This is a genomic window from Modicisalibacter sp. MOD 31.J, assembly GCF_020147985.1.
Classification (GTDB): domain Bacteria; phylum Pseudomonadota; class Gammaproteobacteria; order Pseudomonadales; family Halomonadaceae; genus Modicisalibacter; species Modicisalibacter coralii.
This window is the reverse complement of sequence record NZ_JAGXFF010000003.1, coordinates 62,702-86,135: the sequence shown is the minus strand read 5'-3', so window position 1 is coordinate 86,135 and position 23,434 is coordinate 62,702. Positions and strand designations below refer to the sequence as shown.

General features: G+C 68.4%; 22 protein-coding genes and 1 other RNA gene. 6 read left to right on the top strand and 17 right to left on the bottom strand.

The genetic code is table 11. The annotated features are described in order from the left end of the window. Nucleotides 1-2: 2 nt before the first annotated feature. Entirely contained in the window at nt 3-323 is a 321-nt protein-coding gene (locus KGR00_RS11005; RefSeq protein ID WP_224418622.1) for an RnfH family protein, read from the bottom strand. Next, nucleotides 310-747, bottom strand: coding sequence for a type II toxin-antitoxin system RatA family toxin (locus tag KGR00_RS11000; protein WP_224418623.1), 438 nt, complete (start codon nt 745-747; stop codon nt 310-312). The genes KGR00_RS11005 and KGR00_RS11000 overlap by 14 nt, the downstream gene beginning before the upstream one ends. 130 nt (nt 748-877) lie before the next feature. Between KGR00_RS11000 and smpB the strand changes: the two genes are divergently transcribed. Together smpB and ssrA are read left to right on the top strand one after the other, a co-directional pair. Beyond that, on the top strand, nt 878-1,357 hold the full coding sequence (gene smpB / locus KGR00_RS10995) for an SsrA-binding protein SmpB (protein WP_129140864.1): 480 nt from the start codon (nt 878-880) through the stop codon (nt 1,355-1,357). Nucleotides 1,358-1,415: 58 nt separating this feature from the next. Then, nucleotides 1,416-1,796: a transfer-messenger RNA gene (gene ssrA / locus KGR00_RS10990) on the top strand. Between the two features lie 249 nt (nt 1,797-2,045). Here the strand turns inward: ssrA and KGR00_RS10985 are convergent. Then, nucleotides 2,046-2,501: a hypothetical protein gene (locus tag KGR00_RS10985; protein WP_224418624.1), complete on the bottom strand. Its 456-nt coding sequence runs from the start codon at nt 2,499-2,501 to the stop codon at nt 2,046-2,048. Nucleotides 2,502-2,816: 315 nt separating this feature from the next. Next, nucleotides 2,817-3,701 carry an SMP-30/gluconolactonase/LRE family protein gene (locus KGR00_RS10980; protein ID WP_224418625.1) on the bottom strand — a complete coding sequence of 295 codons (885 nt, stop codon included), beginning with the start codon at nt 3,699-3,701 and terminating at the stop codon, nt 2,817-2,819. Nucleotides 3,702-3,861: 160 nt separating this feature from the next. Here KGR00_RS10980 and KGR00_RS10975 point away from each other — a divergent pair, with 160 nt between their 5' ends. Together KGR00_RS10975 and KGR00_RS10970 are read left to right on the top strand one after the other, a co-directional pair. After that, nucleotides 3,862-4,734 carry a sugar nucleotide-binding protein gene (locus KGR00_RS10975; protein WP_129140867.1) on the top strand — a complete coding sequence of 291 codons (873 nt, stop codon included), beginning with the start codon at nt 3,862-3,864 and terminating at the stop codon, nt 4,732-4,734. Beyond that, the gene (locus tag KGR00_RS10970) at nt 4,731-5,486 is read left to right on the top strand and encodes a lysophospholipid acyltransferase family protein (protein WP_129140868.1); all 756 of its coding nucleotides are present in this window, start codon (nt 4,731-4,733) and stop codon (nt 5,484-5,486) included. The genes KGR00_RS10975 and KGR00_RS10970 overlap by 4 nt, the downstream gene beginning before the upstream one ends. 106 nt (nt 5,487-5,592) lie before the next feature. On the opposite strand, the gene fabB is transcribed toward KGR00_RS10970, so the two are convergent. Next, complete coding sequence (gene fabB, locus KGR00_RS10965; RefSeq protein ID WP_129140869.1) at nt 5,593-6,810, bottom strand: beta-ketoacyl-ACP synthase I; 1,218 nt, start codon at nt 6,808-6,810, stop codon at nt 5,593-5,595. A 13-nt stretch (nt 6,811-6,823) separates the two neighbouring features. Continuing rightward, a complete protein-coding gene (gene fabA, locus KGR00_RS10960; RefSeq protein ID WP_129140870.1) occupies nt 6,824-7,339 on the bottom strand; it encodes a 3-hydroxyacyl-[acyl-carrier-protein] dehydratase FabA in 516 nt (171 codons plus the stop codon). 223 nt (nt 7,340-7,562) lie between these two features. Here fabA and KGR00_RS10955 point away from each other — a divergent pair, with 223 nt between their 5' ends. After that, a complete protein-coding gene (locus KGR00_RS10955; protein WP_129140871.1) occupies nt 7,563-9,392 on the top strand; it encodes a GGDEF domain-containing phosphodiesterase in 1,830 nt (609 codons plus the stop codon). Here KGR00_RS10955 and KGR00_RS10950 read toward each other — a convergent pair. The 9 genes from KGR00_RS10950 to KGR00_RS10910 form a co-directional block, all read right to left on the bottom strand. After that, on the bottom strand, nt 9,365-9,865 hold the full coding sequence (locus KGR00_RS10950) for a DUF2878 domain-containing protein (RefSeq protein ID WP_224418626.1): 501 nt from the start codon (nt 9,863-9,865) through the stop codon (nt 9,365-9,367). The two genes, KGR00_RS10955 and KGR00_RS10950, sit on opposite strands and share 28 nt — an antisense overlap. Next, nucleotides 9,862-11,073 (bottom strand): cyclopropane-fatty-acyl-phospholipid synthase family protein, encoded by a 1,212-nt coding sequence (locus KGR00_RS10945; protein WP_224419847.1) that lies wholly within the window; start codon nt 11,071-11,073, stop codon nt 9,862-9,864. Before KGR00_RS10945 ends, KGR00_RS10950 begins: the two co-directional genes overlap by 4 nt. A gap of 50 nt (nt 11,074-11,123) precedes the next feature. Beyond that, nucleotides 11,124-11,924, bottom strand: a complete 801-nt coding sequence (locus KGR00_RS10940) for a DUF1365 domain-containing protein (protein WP_129140873.1) — start codon at nt 11,922-11,924, stop codon at nt 11,124-11,126. Beyond that, entirely contained in the window at nt 11,921-13,231 is a 1,311-nt protein-coding gene (locus KGR00_RS10935; protein WP_224418627.1) for an FAD-dependent oxidoreductase, read from the bottom strand. The genes KGR00_RS10940 and KGR00_RS10935 overlap by 4 nt, the downstream gene beginning before the upstream one ends. Beyond that, on the bottom strand, nt 13,228-14,028 hold the full coding sequence (locus KGR00_RS10930) for an SDR family NAD(P)-dependent oxidoreductase (protein WP_224418628.1): 801 nt from the start codon (nt 14,026-14,028) through the stop codon (nt 13,228-13,230). The genes KGR00_RS10935 and KGR00_RS10930 overlap by 4 nt, the downstream gene beginning before the upstream one ends. Nucleotides 14,029-14,062: 34 nt before the next feature. Next, nucleotides 14,063-14,503: a nuclear transport factor 2 family protein gene (locus KGR00_RS10925; protein WP_224418629.1), complete on the bottom strand. Its 441-nt coding sequence runs from the start codon at nt 14,501-14,503 to the stop codon at nt 14,063-14,065. Between the two features lie 26 nt (nt 14,504-14,529). Continuing rightward, nucleotides 14,530-15,945 (bottom strand): deoxyribodipyrimidine photo-lyase, encoded by a 1,416-nt coding sequence (phrB, locus tag KGR00_RS10920; RefSeq protein ID WP_224418630.1) that lies wholly within the window; start codon nt 15,943-15,945, stop codon nt 14,530-14,532. 32 nt (nt 15,946-15,977) lie between these two features. Then, nucleotides 15,978-16,886 carry a MerR family transcriptional regulator gene (locus tag KGR00_RS10915; protein WP_129140878.1) on the bottom strand — a complete coding sequence of 303 codons (909 nt, stop codon included), beginning with the start codon at nt 16,884-16,886 and terminating at the stop codon, nt 15,978-15,980. Nucleotides 16,887-17,031: 145 nt separating this feature from the next. Beyond that, nucleotides 17,032-17,484 carry a CbiX/SirB N-terminal domain-containing protein gene (locus KGR00_RS10910; protein WP_224418631.1) on the bottom strand — a complete coding sequence of 151 codons (453 nt, stop codon included), beginning with the start codon at nt 17,482-17,484 and terminating at the stop codon, nt 17,032-17,034. Nucleotides 17,485-17,554: 70 nt separating this feature from the next. On the opposite strand from KGR00_RS10910, the gene KGR00_RS10905 reads away from it, so the two are divergent. Next, on the top strand, nt 17,555-18,466 hold the full coding sequence (locus tag KGR00_RS10905) for a TIGR01777 family oxidoreductase (RefSeq protein WP_224418632.1): 912 nt from the start codon (nt 17,555-17,557) through the stop codon (nt 18,464-18,466). Nucleotides 18,467-18,857: 391 nt separating this feature from the next. On the opposite strand, the gene KGR00_RS10900 is transcribed toward KGR00_RS10905, so the two are convergent. Both KGR00_RS10900 and rapA read right to left on the bottom strand, forming a co-directional pair. Continuing rightward, nucleotides 18,858-19,895 (bottom strand): IS110 family transposase, encoded by a 1,038-nt coding sequence (locus tag KGR00_RS10900; protein ID WP_224424105.1) that lies wholly within the window; start codon nt 19,893-19,895, stop codon nt 18,858-18,860. A 247-nt stretch (nt 19,896-20,142) separates the two neighbouring features. Further along, nucleotides 20,143-23,079, bottom strand: a complete 2,937-nt coding sequence (gene rapA, locus KGR00_RS10895) for an RNA polymerase-associated protein RapA (protein WP_224418633.1) — start codon at nt 23,077-23,079, stop codon at nt 20,143-20,145. Nucleotides 23,080-23,434 lie beyond the last annotated feature (355 nt).

Here is a 23,434-nt window from a genome sequence, read left to right as displayed (position 1 = left end):
GGTCAGCGGTGTTCGTCGCCCCTGGCGGCCCGCTGACGGCGGGCCTGCTTGGGGTCGATGAGCAGTGGGCGGTAGACCTCGACGCGATCCCCGGCATGCAGCACGTGCCGCTCCGGGTCGCGCAACATCTTGCCGAAGATGCCCAGGTCGGCTTGCAGGAAGGTCGTGTGCGGCAGATCGGGGAAGTGACGTTCCAGGCATGCCTGACGCACCGCGTCGCGCGCCGTGGTGCCGGGCGGCACCGATAGCGACACGACGGCCTGCTGCTGGGGAAGGGCGAAGGCGACCTCGACGCTCAGCGTCGAGGTGTCAGTGGCGTCCATAGATATCGTCGGCGCGTCGGGTGAAGGCATCCACCAGCTGGCCGGCGACCTGGCTGAACAGCTTGCCGAAGGCGACGCCCAGCAGGCGGTTGGAAAACTCGAAGTTCATCTCCAGCGCCACCTTGCAGGCATCCTCGCCCATGGGGGTGAACAGCCACTGGCCCTGCAGACGCTTGAAAGGCCCGCTGACCAGCGACAGTTCGATGCGTTCCGGCGCGTAGAGGTCGTTGCGTGTGGTGAAGCTCTGCTCCACGCCGGCCTTGGCCAGGGTCAGTTCACCGATCAAGTGGTCGCTGTCGCTTTCCAGCAGACGAGCGCGCCGACAACCCGGCAGGAACTCGGGGTAGCTCTCGAAATCGTTGACCAGATCGAACATGGTCTGGGCGGAATGCCGCACCAGTGCGGACCGATTGACCGTGGGCATGCACCTCTCCGCTGACTTGACTGGGGCTTGGGCGTATCATGGTCGTTCTTTGCGCCAAGCCCTTGAATGGTAACACGCCTGTCCCCATCTTGGAGGGGTCAGCGACACCCGACATCGATACAGAGGTTCCATGGCCAAGAAGAAAGCCAACAAGGCGGGCAGCAATGTCATCGCCCTCAACAAGAAGGCACGCTTCGAGTATCACATCGAAGAGACCTTCGAGGCTGGCCTGTCGCTGGCGGGCTGGGAGGTCAAGAGCATGCGTGCCGGCAAGGCTCAGCTGACCGACACCTACATCCTGATCAAGGATGGCGAGGCGTGGCTGCTGGGTAGCCACATCACGCCGCTCAACACGGCCAGTACCCACGTGCTCGCCGACCCCACGCGGACTCGCAAGCTGTTGCTGCATCGCAAGGAGATCGCCAGGATCTTCTCGCGGACTCAGGACAAGGGCCATACCTGTGTGCCGCTCAAGCTGTACTGGAAGAAGAACCTGATCAAGTGCGAACTGGCCCTGGTGCAGGGCAAGAAGATGCACGACAAGCGTGCCACCGAGAAGCAGCGCGACTGGGACCGCCAGAAGGCGCGGATCATGCGCGAAAATAATTGATTTCGCTCCTTGATCTGGCCTCGCGGGATCCCCACCTGTTAGAATGACAGCGTTCCACGGGGGCGACATGGCTTCGACGCCGGTGACAACCCCTAAGGTGCATGCCGAGAGCGTAGCGTATCTCGTAAATCCAACGCTGCGAAAAAATAGTCGCAAACGACGACAACTACGCTCAGGGCGCTCTGGCAGCTTAAAACCTGCCGGTAGTTAGCCTGGCCCCAACGCGATGTGCCTGTTCATCGCCGAGGGGATACGAGCTAAAGCTAACAGGATCGCGGTTGGTGGCGTCTTCACGCCAACCGTTAAACTCTCTGAGGAATCGCGGTGATGGATCCTGTTCGTCGGAGCCATCATCGTTAAATCAAACGACGAAACTAAGCATGTAGAGCCGAAGGGCGAGTGCCGGCGGACGCGGGTTCGATTCCCGCCGCCTCCACCAACACCCATGAAAAAAGCGCCTCAGGGCGCTTTTTTCGTATCTGACGCATACCTCCGCCGCCAGGCCTTGTTCGCCGACGAGGCCCCGTGGTGAAGACCTCAGGTAGTGGCGTTTTCCGGAGCAGGCGAGAATTCCGACCCGGATTCACTCACGGTGGGGCCCCGGCGCGTGCCGGGGCAAGAGGCGTTGACGGGCAAGGCGCCCGCCCAAGGGCGGGCGTTCGAGTGCTGGCTTGCCGGATGCGATTCGTCAGGCGCTGGGATGGTGGCAGGCGGCCTGCGGCTCATCGTCGGTCGTGGAGGGCTGGCTGGCACCTTCGAGGCTTTCCACCGGGTCTTGCCAGTCGTCCGGGGTGGGCTGAGAAACCATGGTGGATGCCAGCGTCTCGCCGAGTTCGTTGTCGCCGCACAGGGTGAAGCGCGACAGGTGCTTGCGCGCCGCCTTCTGTACCTGGTGTTCGACGCGACCGTACAGCGGGGCGCTCTCGTCGACGTCGATGTGGCACACGCCACTGTCGGAATCGAACAGCACCTGCTTGAGGTGGGCGGCTGCACCCTGGGTGGCGACGTCCTGCACGAAGCGCAGCATCTCGCAGAGCTCATTGGCGCGGGCATGACGGCTGCAGATCGGCACGCCGAAAGCCCGCATTTCGCCGGGCTCCACCTGGTGTGCCTGGGGTTCGAAATAGCCGTTTTCTTCGCTCATCCTGATCTCCTTATCACTGGCGGAAAGCTCCTCGGCGCGCCATCCCCGGCCCGCCATTCCGGGAGCATCGCGGGCAGAATACGCCTCCCCGGTCAGCGGGTTCCTGAACCTGTGTTATGTGAGCCCGTCTGAAAATGCCTGTTTTCGGTAAGTGAATGCTGACACCGAGTGAGTCCGAGTGTCGGCTTGGTATCATCGGCGTTTCAGTAGCCGCCCCGCGCCGAGGGCATCATGCCCGATATCCCGTTCGATGTGTCGATAGAGACACTTGTCGCGCACGGTGAAGTGCACGATGTCGCCTCGTGCCCTGTCGGCTCAGGGCCGATAGGCGCACGGCGCCAGCCCCTGCACCCCGGGGCGGACGGCGAACAGCGCGCCGGCGAGTTGCTGATCGTCGCAGCCCACGGCGGCGGTGGTAATATACAGCGTGGCGAGGTCGTCGCCGCCAAAGGTACAGCAAGTGACCCGGGAGACGGGCAGGACGATCTCCCGGTCGCGGCGGCCGTCGGGCAGAAAGCGCGTGACGCGGCCGCCGTCCCAGTGCGCGACCCACAGTCCGCCTTCGGCATCGAGCGTCATGCCGTCGGGAAAGCCGTCCGCCTCGCCGAAGCGCAGGTGAACGCGCTTGTCGACGAGATCGCCTTCGGCATCGATGTCGAAGGCGTAGAGCGTGCGGGCCGGACTGTCGGTGTGATAGAGCGTGGTGCCGTCGGCGCTGATCGCCGGGCCGTTGGTCACGGTGTAGGGCGTGTCGACGCTGGCTAGGCCGCGTGCGTCGTAGCGCAGCAGGCAGCCGCTGGCCTCCTGCTCGCGCACGTCCATGATGCCGAACCACAGTCGCCCCCGCGGGTCGGCCTTGCCGTCGTTGAGCCGGTGACCCGGTGTCGCGGCGACCGGGGTGGCGAGCGTTTCCAGGATCCGCGGGCCCTGCGGCTCGAGTGTCAGGTGAACCAGTCGCGAGCGCAGGCCGGCGACGAAGCCGCCGTCGGCGTGGGGCACGAGCCAGCAGCAGGCCTCGTCGAGGTCCCAGGCCCGGGTCTCGCCCGTATCCGGATCGTGGCTCATCAGGCGGCTGCCGAGGATGTCGACGAACAGCAGGCAACGGAGCTCGGTGGACCACATTGGGCCTTCGCCGAGCCGGGCGCGACCTTGCCAGAGACATTGAGCGGGCTGTTGCGGGGAGCGATCCGGGGCAGACATGGCATCTCCTGGGAGTGTCGAGAGGGTGGCGGTTGTGCGTAGCGTGCCGCAATGCGCCGTCGATGAAAACGCCGCCAAATATGGCAGCATGAGGCCAACGTCACGCACGAGCCCGCCGTCCATGAACGGTGGAAGCCGAGTCAAACGAAAAGGAAGCGCCGTGAAGTTGTTGATTCTGGATGCCGGCCATTGCCTGAGTCTGGCGCTGGCCCGCGAGGCCAACCGGCGCGGGGATACCGAGCTGGTCATCGAGGAGGGGGTCGCGCTGGACCCCGAGCGGCTGGCCGACGTGGCTCCGGATGCCGTGTTGATTCCGCCGCTGGTGCGGCCGAGTCAGGTCGCGCCGGCCTCGGTGACGTCACATGCCGAGGCCGTCGAAGCGTGTCTGGAGTTCTGCCAGCAGGCCCGGGTGCCGCTGGTCTGGTGTGTCGCCGACGAACTCTACGAGGATGGCGCCGACGCGCCCATCGACGAGCCTGTGATCCCCGAGCCCCGCGATGAAAGCTTGCGTCGGCTGGTCAAGACCGGCGACCGGATTCGTGCCGGCCTGCCCCATTATCTGATCGTGCGTCTGGGGCCGTTGTTCGCCCTCGACGGGCGTGGCGCCTGGCTGACGGAGCTGATCGACACCCTGATGGCCGGCCAGGAGGTGCGGGCCGCCGAGGACGTCATCTTCTGTCCCACCTCGGCGGACGCCGCCGCGCTGGCGCTGATCGGCATGCTCCAGCAGCTCGACTGCGGCGCCGATGCCTGGGGCGCCTACCACCTGGCGGGGACCGAGCCGGTGAGCGCCTACACTTTCACCTCGGTGGTGCGCACCCAACTGGCGACGCGACTCGAGGGGCTGGGCCGCCCCGCCGAGCTCGGCACGCTCAAGGCGCTCAACCATCACCACGACCAGCCGCTGCGCCGGGTGCTCAACTGTCGGCGGGTGCTGGACGCCTTCGGCGTGCACCAGAAGCCCTGGCGGCTGGAGCTGGGACGCATGCTGGATTCCTGGTGTCAGGCCTACCAGGCCCAGGAGGCGTCATGAACGCCCTGCGCAGTGTCGTCTTCTATATCGGTTACTTCCTGGCGATCCTGGTCTTCGGCGTGATCGCGCTGCCCATCGCCCCGCTGCTGCCACTGGCGGGGCGCTATCGCTTTCTCAATCTCTACAATCATTTCATCGTCGTCTGGTTCGCCTGGACCTGCGGGGTGCGCTACACGGTGGAAGGGCGCGAGAACGTCCCGGAGGGGCCGGTGGTGGTCCTCGCCAACCATCAGTGCGAATGGGAGACCCTGTTCCTGCAGATTCTCAAGCCGCCGGTGTGCACCGTGCTCAAGCAGGAGCTGCTGCGCCTGCCGCTGTTCGGCTGGGCGCTGCGCCTGCTGCATCCCATCGCCCTGGACCGTTCGCGGCCGGCACGCGCCATGAAGCAGGTGCTGACGCAGGGGACGCAGCGCCTGCGCGACGGCTTGTCGGTGCTGATCTTCCCCGAGGGTACGCGGGTCGACCCCGGGCAGCGGCGGCGCTACAACAAGAGCGGGGCAGTGATCGCCTGCCGTGCCGGGGTGCCGGTGCTGCCGGTGGCGCACAATGCCGGCGAGCGCTGGCCGGGGCGCCACTGGGTCAAGAACCCGGGCCGGCTGTCGGTGATCGTGGGGCCGCCGATCGCCACCGAGGGCCGCACGCCCGAGGCGGTGCTCGTCGACGTCGAGCAGTGGATCGAGGCGCGGCTGGCCGAGATATCCGAGGTGCCGCGACCGGCCTCCGCCGCCGAGCAGAAGGCGGTGTCGGTGTGATCGACCGATGAGATTTTGGCGGATGCGTCGCTAATGACGCCGTCATCACAATGCAAAACACCCGGCTCTACGGCCGGGTGTTTCAGTCTGGCGGGTGTGTCGTCGCTCAGTCGCGATACTTCTGCAGCACCAGGCAGGCGTTGGTGCCGCCGAAGCCGAAGCTGTTGGACAGCACCCGCTCCAGGTTCACGCCGTCGCGACGCTGGGTGACGATGTCGAAGCCTTCCGCCTGATCGTCCAGCGCCTCGATATTGGCGGAGGCGGTGACGAAGCCGTTCTCCATCATCAGCAGCGAGTAGATCGCCTCCTGCACGCCGGTGGCGCCCAGCGAGTGGCCGGTGAGCGACTTGGTCGAGCTCATCGCCGGCGTGGCATCGCCGAACACCTCACGGATCGCCTTGAGCTCGGCGACGTCGCCGACCGGCGTCGACGTGCCGTGGGTGTTGATGTAGTCGATGTCGCCGTCGACGGTGGCCATGGCCTGACGCATGCAGCGCGCCGCGCCCTCGCCGGACGGGGCGACCATGTCGTATCCGTCCGAGGTCGCCCCGTAACCGACCACCTCGGCATAGATCCTCGCGCCACGCGCCTTGGCGTGCTCGAGTTCCTCGAGCACCACCATGCCGCCGCCGCCGGCGATGACGAAGCCGTCGCGGCCCTTGTCGTAGGGGCGCGAGGCCTTGTCGGGGGCCTCGTTGTAGCCGGTGGACAGCGCGCCCATGGCATCGAACAGGCACGACAGGGTCCAGTGCTCCTCTTCGCCACCACCGGCGAACACCACGTCCTGCTTGCCGAGCTGGATCTGCTCGACGGCGTTGCCGATACAGTGCGCCGAGGTCGCGCAGGCCGAGGAGATCGAGTAGTTGACGCCCTTGATCTTGAACGGCGTGGCCAGGCAGGCGGAGACGGTGCTGCCCATGGTGCGGGTGACGCGGTAGGGGCCGACGCGGCGCAGGCCCTTCTCGCGCAGGATGTCGGCGGCTTCCACCTGGTTGGCGCTGGAGGCGCCGCCGGAACCGGCGATCAGCCCGGTCCGTTCGTTGGAGACCTGGGCCGCTTCCAGGCCGGCATCGGCGATCGCCTGATCCATGGCCACGTAGGCGTAGGCCGCGGCGTCACCCATGAAACGGCGTTGCTTGCGATCGACCAGGGCGTCGAGGTCGATGTCGACCACGCCGGCCACGTGGCTGCGGAAACCGCGTTCGGCGTAGTCGTCCTTGAAGCGAATGCCGGAGCGTCCGGCCTTGAGCGCGTCCAGAACCTGGTGCTGGTCATTGCCCAGGCAGGAAACGATGCCCAGGCCGGTGACTACCACTCGTCTCATGGAAGCCTCCTGATCAGAAATTCGCGGTGGAGGTGAACAGACCGACACGCAGGTCGTTGGCCTGATAGATGTCGCGGCCATCGACCGACACGGTTCCGTCAGCGATACCCAGAATCAGCCGCCGGGTGATCACCCGCTTGATGTTGATGCGGTAGGTGACCTGGCCGGCGTCCGGCAGGATCTGGCCGGAGAACTTGACCTCGCCGCAGCCCAGTGCGCGTCCCCGCCCGGGATGGCCCAGCCAGCCCAGGTAGAAGCCGACCAGCTGCCACATGGCGTCGAGTCCCAGACAGCCGGGCATGACCGGGTCGCCGGGGAAGTGGCAGGCGAAGAACCACAGGTCCGGATGGATGTCGAGCTCGGCGATCAGCTCGCCCTTGCCGTGTTCGCCGCCGGTCTCCTGAATGTTGGCGATGCGATCGAGCATCAGCATGTTGGGAGCCGGTAGCTGGGCATTGCCCGGACCGAAGAGTTCACCGCGGCTGCACGCCAGCAGTTCTTCGTAGCTAAAGGAGTGTTGCTTGGTCACTGAGTCGTTCCGAGAGTCAGAATTGTTGTGTCCCGCAGCCTGCGCGACGCGCCTAGTCTACTGGCAGCGTGAAGTGAATGCACGCCGGGCCCCTAGGCTAGTGGGCGCGAAACCACGGCGCAACGCGCCTTTGGACGCGTCCGGCTTGCGCAGCGCTTCCCGGGCGGGGCATGATGCCTTTGGTTTTTCGCACGCGACTGTGAATCGAACATGACGAGACGACATGTGGCCCCCCTTTTCGCTTAACCGGCCGACGACGTGGATGGGACTGGCGGCGCTGGCGGCCATGCTCTGGCTGCCGCTGGCGTCGTTGCGCCTGGCGGCGCTGGCCGTCATCGTGGTCGCGCTGGTCGACGGCTGGCGCCAGATCAAGCGCGAGCATCGTCGCCGCCTGCTCAGCGAGGAGGCGCTCAAGCTCTCCGGCGACGGCGTGGTGATCTCCGATCGTCGCAACCGCATCGTCAGCGTCAACCCCGCCTTCACCCAGATCACCGGCTACACCCGCGAGGAGGTCCTCGGCCTCGATGCCTCGACACTGTCCTCCGGGCGTCACGACAAGGCCTTCTACGAGCGTTACTGGCAGACCCTGCAGGCCACCGGGCGCTGGGAAGGCGAGATCTGGAACCAGCGCAAGCACGGCGATCAATACCCCGAATGGCTGCGCGTCCAGGCCTGTCCCGACAGGAAGGGGCGCGTGGGTCACTACGTCGGCCTGTTCACCGACATCTCGCGTCACAAGGCCCGCGAGCAGGATCTGCGCCGGGTCGGTTTCGAGGACCCGCTGACCGGGCTGCCCAACCGCCGCCGGCTGCACGACCTGTTGACCTCGCGACTGAACCGCCTGCGTGCCGGCGAGGGGCTCGATCTGGCACTGGTCGACATCGACGGCTTCAAGTCGATCAACGATGCCCTCGGGGTCGACTGCGGCGACCGGCTGCTGGCACGTTTCGGCCAGCGGCTGGCGGCGTTCGTCGCCGGTGGCGTGGTCGGCCGGCTGGGCGGCGACGAGTTCATGGTCATCCGCACCACCACCTTCGACGATCACGAGGCGTGGATCGCCGGGTTGCGCGACCATCTCAGCGAGCCCTTCGAGATCAGCGACAATTCGCTGCGCCTGGGGCTGACCATCGGCAGTTGCCGGGCCCCCGACGACGGCAACGACTCGGGCGTGCTGTTCCAGCGCCTCGAGTCGGCGCTGTACTCCGCCAAGCGTCACGGCCGCAACCACGACCGGCGCTTTCGGCCGTCACTGGAAGTCGAGGGCGACCGACAACTGGCGCTGGTCAACGAACTGCGCCGCGCGCTGGCCCAGGGCGATCAGCTCGAGTTGCACTACCAGACCCAGCACCGCTTGAACGACGGCACGCTGGTCGGCATGGAAGCGCTGCTGCGCTGGCGCCACCCCGAACAGGGCATGATCTCGCCGGGCGATTTCATCCCGCTCGCCGAGCGTCACGGGCTGATGTCGGCGCTGGGCAACTGGGTCATCGAGCGCGCCGTGGCCCAGCTTGCCAGTTGGCGGGCCAACGGCATGCCCAGGGTCCCGGTGTGGGTCAACATCTCGGCACTGCAGTTGATCCAGGGGGATCTCGAATCGCGCCTGGCCGCGTCGCTGGCGCGTCATCGGGTGCCGGCACAGCAGCTGGGCCTCGAGCTCACCGAATCGGTGCTGCTCGACGAACGCGCCGGCGACGTCTCGCCGCGTCTCGAGGCGCTGCGCCGCCAGGGCCACGAGATCGCCATCGACGACTTCGGCACCGGCTATTCGTCGCTGGCCTATCTCAAGCGGCTGCCGGTGGACAAGCTCAAGCTCGACCGCGCCTTCATCCGCGCGCTGCCCGACGACGTCGCCGATGCGGCGATCGTCTCGGCGGTGCTGGCGATGGCGCGCGGCCTCAACCTCGATGTCGTCGCCGAGGGCGTCGAGACCATCGCACAGCGTGACTTCCTGCTCGAATACGGCTGCCCCTACACGCAAGGCTTCCTGTTCGCCCGACCCGAGCCGGTGGAGGCGATCGAAGCCCGTTACCTCAACGCCTCGCAGACCGTCTGACCCCCCCGCTTGCCGGCGCAACCCCGGCAGATCAGCCCCCAGACGATCGCCTCCGCGGGCAGCAGCCACGGCGCCAGCTCGACCCCCGCCAGGCGTGCGCCGCCCCAGTACGACAGGGCGCCGCCGCTCGCCCCGCAGGCCGTCGCCAGCCAGGGGTGCCGCCACAGCCAGGCCAGCGAATGGTTCACCAGGGTCGCGAACAGCGGCCACAGCAGCCATAGCCACAGCGGAATCGGCCACGCGGGGCCGGCGAAGACGAACCCGCCGGCCAGCGTCAGGCCGCCGTCGACGACCAGCCCCACAAGGGCGAAGCCGGCCAGCAGCCGCCACTCGCCGGGGCGTGCCAGCCAGCGCAGATGCCCGGCCAGCACGGCCGCCGTCACCGCCGCTCCCGCCAGGCTGCCGCCGAGCACACAGGTCAACCAGCCGAGCTGGAAGGCGGCGACGTTGCAGAGCGTTGCGGCGGGGGTCACGGGGCGCCGGTCAGTGGCGCGCGGCGCGCCCCGGGCTTGGCGAGCAGCATCTGGCAGGTGCCGATGGTGCGCTCGCGAAAGCCGCCCTCGCAGTAGCTCAGGTAGTAGCGCCACATGCGGATGAAGCGCTCGTCGTAGCCGAGCCGGCGGACGGTGTCGAGATTCGCCTCGAAGCGGCTGCGCCATTCGCGCAGAGTCCGGGCGTAGTGCGGGCCGATCTCCTCGAAGGCGAGCACGTTGAGCGAGGTGCGCCGGGTCAGGCCGGCGAGAATCGCCGTCGGCGATGGCAGGAAACCGCCGGGAAAGATATAGCGCTTGATGAAGTCGCGCTCGCGCTTGGCGGCCTCGAAGCGCTGGTCGCGGATGGTGATCGCCTGCAGCGCCGCCAGGCCGTCGTCGGTGAGCAGGCGGTCGAGGGTCGTCAGGTAGGCATCCAGGTACTGGTGTCCCACCGCCTCGATCATCTCCACCGAGACCAGGCGATCGAAGCGCCCGGCGAGTTCGCGATAGTCCTGCTTGAGCAGGGTGACGCGGTCCTCGAGACCGGCCTCGGCGATACGCGCGGCGACGAAGGTGTACTGTTCGGCGGAGATCGTCGTGGTGGTCACCCGGCAGCCGCGGGTGCGGGCGGCGTGCAACGCCAGCCCGCCCCAGCCGGTGCCGATCTCCAGCAGATGATTGTCGGGCCCCACGTCGAGCAGGTCGAGCAGACGCTCGATCTTGTGGGTCGAGGCGGTCTCCAGGCTGGCTTCGGGGTCGGGGAAGAGCGCGCTGGAATACATGCGATGCTCGCGATCGAGAAAGGTCGCGAACAGTGCGTTGCCGATGTCGTAGTGGGCGCTGACGTTGCGCCGCGCCCCGCCCAGGGTATTGCGCTGCAGGGCGTAGACGGCGCTCGCCAGCCAGAGGGCGAAACGCGCGCTGCCGCGCTCCACCTCGCCGTTGACCCGTTCGAGGTTGAGCGCGAACAGCCGGGTCAGCGTCACCAGGTCGTCGCTGTCCCAGTCGCCGTCCATGTAGGCCTCGGCGGCGCCCACGGTGCCGCCCAGGGCCAGCCGCCGCCAGGCACGTTCGCGGTGCAGCGTCACGCTGACCTCGAGGGTCCCGCCACGGCCCAGTCGGCGATACTCGCCGTTGTCGACGAGATGGATGAAGCCGCCCTCGAGGCGGTCGAGCTGGGCGATCAGGCGCGGCTTGAGCCAGCGCATCAGCCGGCCGCCGGTACACGGGCACCGCTGGGGTGCAAAACGAAGCGATGTCACGACGAGCTCTCCTCGGGGCGTTTCCCGGGCGGTTGGCGGCCCCCGGGATGGTCATGGATCGGCACGCGCTTGAGCCACAGGCGCAGCGCCTGCCAGTGGATGGCGGCGAGCGTGGCCAGGCTCTGCCAGGGCTGGCGGGCCAGGGCGGCGAGCAGCGCGCCGCGGGTCGCCGGCCGGGCGTCCAGCGTCAGGGTGGCGTCGAAGTGTCGCCGCTCGTCGCGCCAGGCCTCCATGTGCATCATCAGCCGCGCGTCCGGGGTGTTGAAGCGCCAGCGGTAGCGCATGTCCATGGGATTGAACGGCGAGACGTGCAGCGTCTTGTCGAAGCACGCCGCGTGCAGGTGGCGTTCGGGGGTCACGTCGCAGGCGTAGCTCTCGCGCTCGCCCCAGGGCGTGTTGGTGACCTCGCCGAGCAGGGCGCGCAGCCGGCCGGCGCGGTCGTAGGCGTAGTAGAGGGTGATCGGGTTGAAGCTCACGCCGCCGATCCTCAACTGGGTGAGCATGCAGATCCGGCCGTCGGCGCGGCTGGCCACCGTCTCGCCGAGCCGTTCGGCCAGCCGCCGGCGCACGGCCGTGGCCAGCGGCAGGTCGTGGGGCGCCAGGTAGTCCGCGCGGCGAAAGCGCGCCAGGGCGGGGCGTCGGGCGCTGTAACCGGGCACGCCGTCGAACAGCTCGGGCAGCTCGTCGAGGTCGAGCCAGGCCATCCACAGCCGGTAGCGGAAGGCGTGTGCCCGCGGCAGGAAACGGCGATGGCGCAGTTCGCCCCGGTAGATGCGGCTGTGCGGGGCGGCGATCATGCCGGTATCTCCGTGCGACCCGGCGCAGCATGGACGCGGTCGTCCTCGTCGCAGCCCAGGGCCCGGGCGACGCGCAGCGCGCTCCACACGCCATCCTCGTGGAAGCCGTAACGCCAGTAGGCGCCGCAGTAGTGGGTGCGCAGCGCCGGTGCCGAGATCATCGCGTGGCGCGCCTGGGCGGTCAGCCCGGCGAGGGTGAACTGCGGGTGGGCGTACCGATAGCGGCCGAGGACGCGCGCCGGGTCGATGGCGTCGTCGGCGTTGAGGGTCACGCACAAGGTCTCGGGCGCGTCGAGGCGCTGCAGCCGGTTCATGTCGTAGGTGACGGCGGCGCGGGCCTGGTCACCACGACCGTCGAGGCGATAGTTCCAGCTCGCCCAGGCGCGCCGCCGACGCGGCAGCAGCCGGGTGTCGGTGTGCAGGACGACGTCGTTGTCGCGGTAGGGCAGCGCGCCGAGGATCTCGCGCTCGGCGGGGCTCGAATCGGCGAGCAGCGCCAGCGCCTGATCAGCGTGGCAGGCCAGCACCACCTGATCGAAACGCGAGGCGCCCAGCGGCGTGGCGAGCGTCACGCCTTCCGGGTCGCGGCGCACGGCGGTGACCGGGCAGTCGAGGTGAATGCGCTCGCGGTAGGGCCGGGTCAGTGCCGGGATGTAGCGCCGCGAGCCGCCGCGCAGGGTATACCACTGCGGTCGGCGGCCGAGCGACAGCAGGCCGTGGTTGCGGAAGAAGCGCACGAAGAAGGTCAGCGGGAAGGCCGCCAGATCGGCGCTGCTCGCCGACCAGATCGCCGCGCCCATGGCCAGCAGGTACCGGTCGCGGAAGTCGTCGCCGTAGCCACCGCGGGCGAGATAGTCGCCGAGCGTGGTGGCGGCGTCGAGGCGGCCTTCTGCCAGGTCGCGCTGGGCCTGACGGTTGAAGCGCAGGATGTCGGCGAGCAGGCGATAGAAGCGCGGGCTCACCAGGTTGCGGCGCTGGGCGAACAGCGAGGCCAGGGTATGCCCGTTGTATTCGAAGTCACGGTCCGTCTCGTGGACCGAGAAGCTCATCTCGGTGGGTTGCGCCTCGACGTCGAGCGCGCCGAGCAGGCGCTGGAAATGGGGATAGGTCCAGTCGTTGAAGACGATGAAGCCGGTATCCACGGCGAACGGCCGGCCGCCGAGCTCGACGTCCACGGTCGCGGTATGCCCGCCGAGACGCGGGCCGGCCTCGAACAGCGAGACCCGGTGACGCTGCGACAGGTAGTGGGCGGCGGCCATGCCGCTGATGCCGCTGCCGATGACAGCGATGCGCTGCGCCGCACTCATCGAGACGCCTCCTGGCGGGAGTCGCCGGCGCGCGTCAGGCGCCGCCCCAGGCGAAAGCGCAGCGCCGGCGGCAGGATGCCGGCGAGCTTCACCAGGGCCGTGAAGCGCTTGGGAAAGTGGATGTCCCGGGAGCGGCGCTCGAGGCCGTCGAGAATCGCCCGGGCGGCGCTGACGGCGTCGATGCGCATCGGCATGGGAAAGTCGTTGCGCTCGGTCAGCGGTGTCGCGACGAAGCCGGGGTGGATGACGCTGACGTCGATCCCCTCGTCGGCGAGGTCGAGGCGCAGCGATTCCAGGAAGTGGCTGAGGGCCGACTTGGAGGCACCGTAGGCCTCGGCGCGGGGCAGCGGCAGGTAGGCCGCGGCGCTGGAGACCGCCGCCAGCAACGGCGGCTCGGCGTCCTTGTCGCGACCCCGGCGCAGCAGCGGCAGGGTGGCATCGATGGTGCGCAGGGCGCCGTTCAGGTTGACGTCGAGGACCCGCTCGACCAGGTCCAGGTCGAAACGACGGGCGTCGAGGTATTCACAGGTGCCGGCGACGTGCAGCAGCACGTCGAGGCCCCCGAAGGCCTCGTCGATGCCCTGTGCCGCCTGGCGCAGCGAATCGCGGTCGCTGATGTCGCAGGGCAGCACCAGGGCCCGGGCCTGGCCCTCGGCCAGCGCCTCCAACGGTTCGCGCCGGCGCGCACTCAGGGCCACCCGGTGCCCCTGCTCGAGCAGGCGTCGGGCCAGCGCTTCGCCGATTCCCGAGCTGGCGCCGGTCAGCCAGATGCGTCGTTGGCCGGAAAGTCCCTGCATGGTGTTTTTCCTCGTCGCCGTGAGTATCGCGGTGTCAGGCCAGGCGGCGCTTGATCTGGCGAATTGCGCCGCCGAGCAGCGGGACGTGTTCGTAGAGCAGTGCGCCGGCATCGAAGTAGTCGCGGTGCTCGCAGACCCGCTCGCCGTCGGCGGTCGCCCGGAAGCGCAATCGCGAACAGCCCTCCACCGTCACGGTACGACCGCGTTCCAGGGCCGGATGCACGAGATGCAGCGTCCAGGCGACGAAGGCCAGATCGCCATCGCGCAGTCGGTCACCGAACGTGAAACGGCATTCCTCGACCCGTTCGTAGAGGGCGGCGAAGTAGCGCTCCAGCGCATCGCGACCCCGGATGTGGTGTAGCGGATCACAAAAGTCCACGTCCTCAGTGTAGGCCCTGTACAAATATTTTGTATAGGATTTGTCGAGTTTTTCGAAAAAGGCGCAGAACGCCTCCAGCGCCGGGTCGTCGCGCATGATGGTCCTCCGGGGCGGGGCTGGGGTCAGTCGCGGCTGAGCGCCTTGAAGGCGTCCAGCGCGCGCGCGCGGGCGGCCTTGTGGTCGACGATGGGTGCCGGGTAGTCATGCCCGTTCAAGGCGTCCCGTGGCGGGGCATGGCGCGCCTTGGCCGGCAGGTCAGCGAGCTCGGGCAGGTAATCGGCGATGAATCGGCCGTCCGGATCGAAGCGCCTGGCCTGGGTGGTGGGATTGAAGATCCGGAAGTAGGGCGCGGCGTCGGTGCCGGTCGAGGCGGCCCACTGCCAGCCGCCGTTGTTGGCGGCGAACTCGCCGTCGACCAGATGGCGCAGGAAGAAGGCCTCGCCCTGGCGCCAGTCGATCAGCAGGTGCTTGGTCAAGAACATCGCCACCAGCATGCGCAGGCGGTTGTGCATCCAGCCGGTCTGCACCAGCTGGCGCATCGCGGCGTCGACCAGCGGGTAGCCGGTGCGCCCTTCGCACCAGGCGGCGAAGGCCGTCTCGTCGTCGCGCCAGGCGAGCTGCTCGGTGTGCTGCTGGAAGGGGCGGTGGCGGCACACGTCCGGGTAGCCGACGACGATGTGCCGGTAGAACTCGCGCCAGACGAGTTCGTTGACCCAGCTGGTCAGGCCGCGGTCGCCGTCGGCGAGGTGCCCGCCGTTCTCGGCCATCGCCGCCTGCAGGCACTGGCGATGCGAGATCATGCCCAGGGCCAGATAGGGCGAGAGTTCGCTGGTGCCGCGGGTTTCCGGAAAGTTGCGCTGTTCGTCGTAGTGGCGGACGCGGTAGCGCAGGAAGCGTTCGAGACGATCGGCGGCGGCCTCCTGGCCGGCCGGCCACAGCGTGGCGTCGACCGCGGTGTCGTCGCAGGCGGGGGCCTCGGGGAGCGGCTCGCGCTCGAGCGACAGGCGCGTCTGGGCATCGGGGGTGTCGCGCAGCGCCAGGCGCTGGGCATCGATCTGGCGATGCCAGGCCTTGGCGAACGGGGTGAACACGCTGTAGTAGTGGCCCTGGCCGGTGAGCAGCTCGCCGGGCTCGAAGGCCACGGCGTCGGTATAGCCGTGCACCGCGATATCGGCCTCGCCCAGGGTGCGCGCGACCGCCTCGTCGCGGTGGCGCTCGTCGAGCGGATACTCGCGATTGAAGTGGAGGGCGTCGATGTCGTGTTCGCGGGCCAGGGCGAGCAGGGTCTCGGGCGCGGCATCGAACCGCCCGATGTCACGCTGCAGCAGGGGAATGTCGAACCCGGCCAGCGCCTCGGCCAGCGCTTCGACGCCGCGGCGCAGGAAGTCGATCTTGTTGGCGCCGTGGCCATGTTCCCGCCACTGATCGCCGCAGTGCAGGAACACCGCGATCACCGGTCCGCGTCGGGCGGCGGCGGCCAGGGCGGTGTTGTCCAGGGTGCGCAGGTCGCTGCGGAACCACATCAGTTGCCGGGCCATGGCGGCGCTCCTTGCCGGCGAGAGGGACGGTGTCAGGTAACCAGGGGGCGCAACCGTTCGATCGCCACGGTCGGCAGCTCGCCGAGCGCCTCCAGGGCGCTCGATTCGACCTCGCTGGCGCGGATCCGCGTCACCGGCCCGACCAGACACACCGGCACCGAGAGCTGCTCGGCGAGGCGCGGCAACTGGCGCCGGATCAACTCGTTGCGCTCGGCCTGCCCACTGACCAGCACCAGCGCGCCGGCCTTGAGGCGTTCCACCGCCAGCGGCCACTCGCCGAGCGGCAGCGGTGTGTCGAAGAGCTGAACGCGAAAGCCGGCATCGGCGGCGAGCAGCGCGAACAGCAATGACCACAGGGCGCCGGGGTCGTCGGGCAGGCGCGAGACGAGCAGCACCGGCCCGGCGCTGGCGAGGTTGGCGTGATAGAGCCGGGTTCCGATCCGCGTACGCAGGAAACTTTCCAGGGTGCGGCGCTGCAGGGTGGCGCCGAGCTGGTCGCTCCAGTGTTCCTCGAGTTCGCCGATCGCCGGCTCCCAGAGCTCGGCCAGGCAGGTGGCGACGGGATAGAGCGCCAGGCTCTGGTTGTACAGGGCCTCGAGGCGTACCAGATCCAGGGCCTCGATACTCGCCATCAGTTGCCGACGCTGGGCTGCCCAGTCGCCACTGTCGTCGATGGGGGCCTCGGGCGCTTCGGGCTGTTCGAGCAGGTCCCGCACCTGGCTGACCGGCACGCCGCGATTGAGCCACTGCAGGATGCGTTCGACGCGCTGGATGTCGTTGCGCGCATAGAGGCGATGCCCCTTGGGAGTGCGCTGAGGGCGGATCAGACCGTAGCGTCGCTCCCAGGCCCGCAGGGTCACGGAATTGACGCCGGTCAGGCGTGACACCTCCCGGATCGGGTACAGCGGAGCGCCGCTCGGGTCCATCGGCTTGTCGGTCATGCGCACTCGGCCTCTTCAATAGCGTGACGCCGTCGCTCGCTCGGGGCGTCGGCAGCGGGAAAGCGTGCAGCACCCCGCTGGTTTCGATGATCAGGATGGGTCAGATGCCTGTACAAGGCAACCTCAATGTACAATTTTTGTCCAGTCAAAAGTCGTCCGTCTCCGTTGCGGCGCGTCCTTCGATGATCCCCGCCAGGGCATCGACGAAGGCCGGATGCTCGCCCACCGGCGCCAGCAGCTCCAGGGCCAGCGAGGGGTGCTGGCCGTGCAGTGCCGCGATCTGCCCGGGCACGTCCTCGCGCAGGTGGCGACCGGCGGCGAAGAACAGCGGCAGCACCTCGGCGCGTCGGCAGCCCGACGCGTCCAGCTCGGCGGCGACGCTTTCCAGCGAGGGCTCGCAGAGCTCCATGTAGGCCAGTCGCAGCGGGCGCTCGAGGTGTTCGGCCAGTGCCGCGGCCAGGTTGTCGAAGGGGGCCCGCCAGCGCGGGTCGCGGGACCCGTGGGCGAGCAGGATCAGGGCATCGTTCATGAGAGTCTCCTTGACGGCGTCTCGGGCCTTGTCGGTAGTAGGGCATCGGGACGCTGGGCAGGGCCGCATCGCTGCATCTAGACTATCAAAGACGTATAACGTCTGTATAACCCGGTAACGCAGCGAGCAGGGAGGTGGCATGCGCATTCTGATCACGGGCGGCAGCGGTTTCGTGGGGCGCCGGCTGTGCGCGAGGCTCGCTCGCCAGGGCCACGAGTTGCGGGTGGTATCGCGCCAGCCCGAGGCGGCGCGTCGCGTGCTGCCGGATACGGCCGAGGTGCGTCGCAACGTGCTCGACTTCGTCGACGCCGCTCCCGAGGCGATCGTCAACCTGGCCGGCGAGCCGATCGCCGCGCGGCGCTGGAGCGAGGCCCAGAAACGCCGGCTGGTCGACTCGCGGGTGGCCATTACCCGCGAGCTGGTCGACCTGTGCGGGCGCCTCGAGACACCGCCGCGGGTCATGGTCTCGGGCTCGGCGATGGGCTACTACGGCGACCAGGGCCAGCGGACGGTGGACGAGCAGACCTCGCCCAACGAAGAGTTCGCTCATCGCTTGTGTGCCGAGTGGGAGCGCCAGGCCCTCGAGGCCGAACCGCTGGGCGTGCGGGTGGCGTTGCTGCGTACCGGACTGGTGCTGGACGCCGAGGGTGGCACCCTGGCCAAGATGCTGCCGGCGTTCAAGCTGGGGCTGGGCGGGCGCCTCGGCAACGGCCGTCAGTTCATGCCCTGGATCCACCGCGAGGATCACGTACGCAGTATCGAGTTCCTGCTCGAACACGACACCCTGAGCGGGCCGTTCAACGCCTCGGCCCCGCAGCCGGTGACCAACGCCGAATTCACGCGCAGCCTGGCCCGGCATCTGCACCGGCCGGCGCTGATGACGGTGCCGGCGCCGCTGCTCGAGCTGGCGCTGGGCGAGATGTCGCGGCTGCTGCTCACCGGCGCCGACATGCGCCCGCGCCGGCTGCTCGACGCCGGCTTCCGCTTCGAGTACGAGACCCTCGATGCCGTGCTCGACGCGATCCTGTCGCGCGGCAAACGTCGCGAATAACTTCGCTCCCCCAGCAAGGCTCCCGAAAGCCTGAGCAGAATGACCGTGGGAGGGAACTTGTTCCCGACGTCGCCGGCACCGAGCCGTCAGCATCGCAAATGAATTCGCTTATATGGACCCGTCCCGTTGTGCAAGCCAGCAGCGACGAGACATGAGGTGAGACTGCACGCTTATATCCGGCCTCTTGTGGCGCCTGCGGCGCCGGGCCCTGATGGAATGCGCGCTCTCTGGCCTCTTATCTCCCACACGGCCTCCAACGGGCCTAGCGAATTATCAGTGTGCCAGAGAGCCGGTCTTGCCGACCATGTCATCGAGGCAACTTGCCCGCGCAACCTCGGAAAACGCTTTTCTGTATCCGCTTGCGCTTCTTGCCTTTCTTCCCGTCCGGCCCTCAGATCACCTGGCCCTGAGGCTGATAAGGCCGGCTATGAGCCAGCACGGACCAACAGATACGGGCCAGCTTGTTGGCCAGCGCCACGATCGCCTTGCGTTGGCCCACGCGTGCCGCCAGCTCACAGACCCAACGGGCCAGCCGGTCGGGAGCCGCCTGGCGCTGGAACTGGCGTAAGGCCGCCCGGGCCCCATGCACCAACTGGCGTCGCACCTCGCCGTTGCCCCGTTTGGTGATGCCCTTCAACCGCGCCTTGCCACCACTGGAGAACTGCCGCGGTACCAGACCGATCGAGGCACTGAACTGGCGGCCGTTGGGGAAGCGCCGGGGATCGCCCAGATGGCTCAGCAACAGCGTGGCATTGACCGGACCGATGCCGGGCACGCTCATCAGCCGTTCGGCATCCGACGAGGCCTTGGCCAGTGCCATCAGCTGCTTGTCATAACCCTTGAGCCGCTCGTCCACGTCACGCCATTGGGCGATCAGGTCTTCCAGCAGCAGGCACAGGGCGCTACCCAGTCGCTCGCGGTGTCGCTCGATCAACTCTCGGGCGACGCCCTGGCGAAGCACCGCGTGGCCCTGGGCCACCACGAGTCCGAACTCGCCCATCAGACCGCGCAACTCATTGCCGATCGCCGTGCGCTCGCGAACCAGACGTGTGCGTACCCGATGTATGGCCTGAAGCGCCTGTTGCGCCTCGGTCTTGATGGCCACGTGGGGCGTGGCGGGACGCGCCGCCGCCTCGGCGATCCCCGCCGCATCGCGGGCGTCGTTCTTGTGGCCCTGGACGAAGGGCTTCACGGCCTGGGGCGGCAACAGGAGCGCGTCATGCCCCATCGCGCGGATCTCACGCGCCCAATAATGGGCCGAACCACAGGCTTCCATCGCGACCCGGCACGGCGGCATCTGGCTCAGTGTCAGGCGCAGTTGCTGGCGGCTCACCGACTTGCCGAAGACCTTGCGGCCGTGTGCATCGATGGCGTGCAGTTGGAAGACGTGCTTGGCGAGATCGATACCCACAATGCTAATCTTGTTCATGAATGGACCCTCCTCTCGGGATGCCGTGGGTGCCCCATGCACCGATAGATGGCGTTACAAGCTCATCTTGGCACAAGGGGGGACGGGTCCATTCCATTTCCCACAGGAAGGTGCCCTCGAAGCCGCACAGGAGCGCCGTAGGAGGGAACTCGTTCCCGACGATGGCATCAGCGCGGCACCGAGCCGGCCGCATCGCGAATCAATTCGCTCCCCCGAGGCGATCGCTGCGTCGACTCGGGCCCGGTGTTCAGCGCCGGGTCTCCTTGTCGACGGTGACGATCACCCGCACCGCATCGAGCCGCAGGCGGGTGCCCTCGATCGCCGCATCCAGCGCCTGACGCTCGTCGCGCAGGGCCTGGAGTTCGTCGTCGCGCACCGAGGGGTTGTGCCGGGCGAGCGCCTGCAGCCGGGTGAGTTCGCCGTCGAGGGTGTCGCGCATGCGCCGCTGGGCGGCCTCGACGATGCTCGGCAGTTCGCGCTCGGCCTCGCCCTCGCCGCTGGTGAGCAGTTCGCGGAGCTGATCGTGGCGTGACTTGATCAGGTCGCGGGCCACTGCCTTCTTGACCTTCTGCAGGTTCTTGGCCAGCCCGGTGAACGAGACCTTGGCGGCGAGGTTGGCGCCCGACTCGTCGAGCAGCACGCGGACCGCGGTGGGCGGCAGGAAGCGATCGACATGCAGCCGCGCCGGCGCCGGACAGTGGGTGCAGAACACCAGTTCGGCCATCAGCCGTCCGGCGGGGATCGCCGGGTGATCGAGCAGCGCCAGCGCGGTGTTGCCCAGGGTGCCGGTGAGGATGCGCTCCATGATCTCGCGGGTCAGCGGGTGCTCCCAGGAGAGGTGCTGGACGTCGTCGCGGGCCAGGGCGCGCTCCCGCGAGCGGGTGGCGGTGAAGCCCTCCTCGCCCTTCACCAGCCCGGGCAGGCCGTCGAGCATCTGCGGGCCGGCGCGCAGGTGGACGAGTTCGCCGCCCAGGTCCTGGTTGTCGACGCCGAAGATGTCGAGTGCCTGATCGAGATAGCGGGGCAGGGCGCGATCCTCGTCGAGCTCGCGGATCGCCGTGGCCACCGTCTCGGCGCGCTCGCTCCGGCAGGCGTTGAGCTCGAGCAGGCGGTTGCGCCCGGCGTTGCGCTCGGCCAGCTTGGCGTCGAACAGCGCGCGGGTCTCGGTGACGACCTCGTCGAGGGCCTCGTCGTCGAGCAGCGCCTCGGCCAGCTCGTCGCCGAAGGCCGCGAAGAGTTCGCTGCCCACGCCGTGAGGGGCGCTGAAGGCGTCCATGCCGTCCCGGTACCAGCGCAGCAGGCGCTCGGCGGGGCTGTCGGCGAATACCGGCACGTGGATTTCGATGGCATGGCGCTGGCCGATGCGATCGAGCCGGCCGATGCGCTGTTCGAGCTGGTCGGGGTGCTGAGGCAGGTCGAACATCACCAGGTGACGGCAGAACTGGAAGTTGCGCCCCTCGGAACCGATTTCCGAGCAGATCATCACCTGGCTGCCGTCCTCCTCGTCGGCGAAGGCCGCCGCCGCGCGGTCGCGCTCGACCAGCGTCAGCCCTTCGTGGAACACCGGCGCGTGCATGCCGCCGAGCACGCGCAGCGCCTCGGCGAGATCGGTGGCGGTCTGGCGGTCGTGGGCGATCACCAGCGCCTTGTCACGGCCCATCTCGGTGAGGCGTTCGAGCAGCCAGGTGACGCGCGGATCGATCTGCCACCAGGGCTCACTGTTGAGCGGGTCGTCCTCCAGGGCGCGATAGGTGGCGTCGAGATAGAGCATCACGTCGGGGTGGTCGAGCCCGGTCTCGATCAGCAGCTCGTCGAGATAGTCCTCGTCGCGGGCGAGCTTGCGCAGCACGCGGCGGTAGGCCGAGGGCGGATCGAGTCGGGCGACGTGGAGGTGGCGTTCGGGGAAGCCGCCGACATGACGGCGGCTGTTGCGGAACATCACCCGGCCGGTGCCATGGCGGTCGAGCAACTGATCGCGCAACTGGGTCCGTGCGGCGTCGCGCTGGGCGCTGTCGCTCTCGGCATCGGCCAGGGTATCGAGCAGCGCCTGGCTGTCGGCGTCGTCGATGACCGCGGCGGCGGTGGCCAGTGCCTCGGCGTCGCCGGGCAGCGCGTCGAGGGCGTCGATCGCCGCGGCGACGCGGACATAGCCGGCCTCCTCGGCGCGGAAGCGCTCGAGGTCGTGGTAGCGGTCGGGGTCGAGCAGGCGCAGCCGGGCGAAATGGCTCTCCAGGCCCATCTGCTCGGGGGTGGCGGTGAGCAATAACAAGCCCGGTGCCACGGCGGCCAGGCGTTCGACGCAGGCGTAGCCGGGGCCGCTTTCCTGCGGCGTCCAGTCGAGGTGGTGGGCCTCGTCGACGATCAGCAGATCCCAGTCGCAGGCCTCGGCCTGATGCTGGCGGTGCGGGTTGGCGAACAGCCACTGCTGGCTGGCGAGAACCAGCTGGCCGGCCTCGAAGGGGTTGGTATCGCCGTGGGCCTGGCTCTGGGTCTCGTCGAGCAGCGTGACCTCGATGGCGAAGCGGCGCAGCAGCTCGACCAGCCACTGGTGGGTGAGGCTGTCGGGAACCAGGATCAGCGCCCGCTCGGCGCGGCCGGTGAGCAGCAGGCGGTGCAGGATCAGGCCCGCCTCGATGGTCTTGCCCAGTCCCACCTCGTCGGCGAGCAGCACGCGCGGCGCGTGGCGGCGCGAGACCTCGTCGGCGATGTAGAGCTGATGGTCGATCAGGTCGATCTTGGGGCCGGCCAGGCCCAGCGCCGGGTTCTGGCTGATGCGGTGGTAGTGGTGCAGGGTGCGGTAGCGCAGGTCGAACCAGTCGTTGCGGTCGACCTGGCCGGTGAGCAGGCGGTCGCGGGCCTGGTTGAACTGCATGCGGTCGGAGAGCTTGGTCTCGGAGAGTTCGTGCCACTCGCCGGCCGCGTCGACGCCGATATAGACCACCAGGCCGTCGAGCGTCTTGGTGTCGTCGACGGTCAGCACGTGCCCGTCGGCGGACTCGATGCGATCGCCGCTGCCGAACACCACGCGGGTCAGCGGTGCCTGGCGCACGCTGTAGGTGCGGGTTTCCTGGCTGGCAGGGAAGAGCACGGTGACGCTGCGAAAATCGACGTTGAGGATGGTGCCCAGGCCGAGTTCGGCCTCGCCGTCGCTGATCCAGCGCTGACCGGGAGAAAAGTCGCTCATGATGCCTCGAAAGCTCGTGGAAATCGGTGCCTGCCGCGGGGCGTTCCGGTACGGCGGCGTGCCGCATCGAACCGCCCCGAGAATCGGGGCGCCGTATATTACAGGAAAGCCGATGGCCGCTTAAGCCATTCCGATGAGGTTCAGGGCTATCGCAGTTGGGGTTATCGTTCGGAGCTGACCCGTCGACAGGTCTGCAAGGGGGCGCTGTAAACCCTTCCATGGGCGCTACCGACGCCATCCGTGGCGCCGGACCCCCTCTCCGACCTGTCCCCGGCTCCCTCGTAGACCCCGCTGCGATTGCCCTGGACGAGATTGCCGGTACGCTCGCTCCGGTGGATGCGCCGCCGATATCGCC